We start from the raw sequence: 2,738 nt of genomic DNA, 5'->3' as shown, positions 1-2,738 counted from the left end.
GCACGGAACCCGCCCTGCCGCCGCTCCGCCGGCCTGCGGCCCGCGCCTGCCCCCCGGGCATGTCCCGTCGCAAAATCCATCCGTCAAAGACCCTTTTGCCGCCCTTCGGGCGGCTGAAGCCGCTGTCGACGTGTCCGGCCCCGCGGCCTCGCGCCTAAGGCGAATCGAACGCCATCGTCTTGAATTCTCTAGCACAGTCGCGCGAAACCCGCCTGCAATGCCGCTATGCCGCGTATCGCGGGGATGCTACTGTCGGCGCGGATGGGAGAATTGACGGCGATCGGGGGCTTTTGTGCAAAGACTGCTGTTTGCGAAGATCGAAGTCTGGGTCGTGCTTCTCCTGGCGATCCTGGGGCTTCTCGGGCTTGTCGGTTTCGGCGTGGCGGTGCTCGACGGCGAACGCGAGACCGGGCGGCTTGGCCCGGTCGGCTCGGCGGCGCTGGCGGTCGCAGAAATCCCCGACACGGTGAAGGCCCTGCTCGAGGAAGACATGCTGATGGCGGGATTCTTCCCGCGTCGCTTCGCCGACAAGCCGGCCGGATGGAGCTTCCCCGAAGGGACACGGCCCTCGGGATACCTGCTGCTCTCGCGCTACGACGGCGACCGCCCCCGGCATGTGGTGCAGCTCGTCTCGCTGGCCGACGGGACGGTCCGGCACGAGTGGCTGCCCGATGCCGACAGCTTGCTGGCCGACGCGCCGCGCACCTCGCGAATCGCCCAGCAGGAGCATTGGAGCACGCGCTATTATCGCGTGATCGCGCCCATTCTGACGGATGACGGGACATTGGTGATCAAAGATCACCAGTCCTACCTCTACGGGATTGGTGCCTGTTCGGAAAAACTCTGGAGCCAGTATGACGTCCTGCTCCACCACTCGACCGAAAGCGACGGCGCGGGGGGCTGGTGGATTCCGGGCTATGTCGAGCCGAGCGAGGTCGAGCGGATCGACCCCAAGTTCATCGACGACGCGCTCGTCCATCTCGGCCCGAAGGGTGAGGTGCTGTGGCGGAAGTCGCTGACCCAGGTCTTGCTCGACCACGGGATGGAATACGCGCTCTTCACGGCCGGGGACTACCAGGTCGACCCGATCCACCTCAACGACATAGAGCCGGTGCTGGCGGACGGACCCTTCTGGAAGAAGGGCGACCTGTTCCTGAGCTTCCGGCACATGTCGATGATCATGCTCTACCGGCCCGCGACGGACGAGATCGTCTGGAAGAAGCAAGGCCCCTGGCTTGCCCAGCATGACGTGGACATCCTCGACGCGACGCGGATCGGCGTGTTCAACAACAACGCCTACGACCGCGGCACCGACGCGCGGATTCATGGCACGAACGAGATCGTCGTCTATGACTTCGCCACGGACCAACTCTCGCAGCCCTGGGACGCGGCGATGAAGGCGGCGGACGTCAAGACGCTCTTCGAAGGGCTCTTCACCGTCCTTCCCGACGGCACCGTGATGGTGGAGGAGGAGAACGCCGGGAGGCTTCTGATCCTCGGCCAGGACGGAACGGTGCGGGCGGAGTACATCAACAAGGGCGCCGACGGGATCGGCTACCGCATGGGCTGGAGCCGCTACCTGACGCCGGCGGAGGGCGAGGCGGAACTGGCGCGGCTTGCCGCCACGACCTGCCCGGCCGGCTGAACGCTCAACCGAGCAGCGCGAGACCGGGGAAGGTTTCGAGCAGCCAGTAGGAAAACTGGCTGAACCCGCCGGTGAGCATCAGCAGCCCGATGGTCCACAGGAGCAGCCCCATGATCCGCTCGATCCGCTCCATGTGGCGCTTGAGGAAGGCCATGGCGCCCTTCAGGCGGGGGAAGAAGGCCGCGACCAGAAGGAACGGGATGCCGAGCCCGACGGCATAGACGGCGAGCAGCGCCGTGCCGCGACCGATCGAGCCATCCTGTGCCGCCAGCGCGAGGATCATGCCGAGCTGCGGGCCAATGCAGGGGGTCCAGCCGAAGGCGAAGGCGAGCCCCAGGAGATACGCACCGAAGGCGGAGCCGCCCCGGTCGCCCGCGTCGATCCGCGCCTCGCGGTTCAGGAACCCGATGCGGATGACCCCGAGGAAATGCGCGCCGAAGACCATCACCACGATGCCGGCGAGCGTGTTGAACCAATCCTGGTTCTGCAGGAAGAACTGGCCGAAGGCGGAGGCGGTGAAGCCGAGGAAGAGGAATACCGTCGAAAGCCCGAGCACGAAGAAGGCAGCGGCCATCAGGGCGCGGTTGCGCCCCCTGCCCGCGCCGCCGGTCCCGTCGCCCATCTCGGCCATGGTGATTCCGCCCATGTAGGCCAGATAGGGCGGCACGATCGGCAACACGCAGGGGCTGAGGAACGACAGCACGCCCGCGAAGAGCGCGATCAGCGCGGCGAGCGCGAAGCCCGCGTCGATGATGCCGGTTTCCAACATGCCCCACCTCTAGCGCAGCCCCCGGGCGCCGTCACGGGGGCATTCCGTCACGCGGCCGTCACAACCGCGTGGAAGGGAAAACGCCGGGCACGAGGGCCCGGCGTCTTCGATCCGTATTCCCGGCTCAGCGGCCGAGCGACCACCAGCCACGCCGTTTCGGCCTGGCGGGCTCGTCCGGCGTCGCCTTGTCCTCCGGGTCGGGGACGAGCGCGTCGGAGGCGGCCGCGGGTTCCGGCGAGGGCATCGGCGCGGGTTGGGGCGCTGGCTCCGCCGCCTCCGCCACGGCGGGTTCCGGCGTCACCGCCGGCGCGACCTCGGCGGGTG

The 2,738-nt window shown here is 67.7% G+C and carries 2 protein-coding genes and 1 pseudogene; 1 reads left to right on the top strand and 2 read right to left on the bottom strand.

Annotated elements, in window-relative coordinates; translation table 11 throughout:
* Positions 1–292 precede the first annotated feature (292 nt).
* Complete coding sequence (locus F9K34_RS18445) at positions 293–1,645, top strand: arylsulfotransferase family protein (protein ID WP_291338561.1); 1,353 nt, start codon at positions 293–295, stop codon at positions 1,643–1,645.
* 4 nt (positions 1,646–1,649) lie between these two features.
* Here F9K34_RS18445 and F9K34_RS18440 read toward each other — a convergent pair whose 3' ends face one another.
* Complete coding sequence (locus F9K34_RS18440) at positions 1,650–2,414, bottom strand: cytochrome c biogenesis CcdA family protein (RefSeq protein WP_291338560.1); 765 nt, start codon at positions 2,412–2,414, stop codon at positions 1,650–1,652.
* Positions 2,415–2,538: 124 nt separating this feature from the next.
* Positions 2,539–2,738, bottom strand: a pseudogene (locus F9K34_RS18435) (hypothetical protein); the annotation flags it as partial.

Source organism: Albidovulum sp., assembly GCF_008933605.1.
Classification (GTDB): domain Bacteria; phylum Pseudomonadota; class Alphaproteobacteria; order Rhodobacterales; family Rhodobacteraceae; genus Albidovulum.
This window is presented reverse-complemented; position numbering and strand designations above follow the sequence as displayed.

Coding starts and splice junctions, on each gene's coding strand:
- F9K34_RS18440 (WP_291338560.1), bottom strand. CDS start 2,414: ATGTTGGAAACCGGCATCATCGACGCGGGCTTCGCGCTCGCCGCGCTG.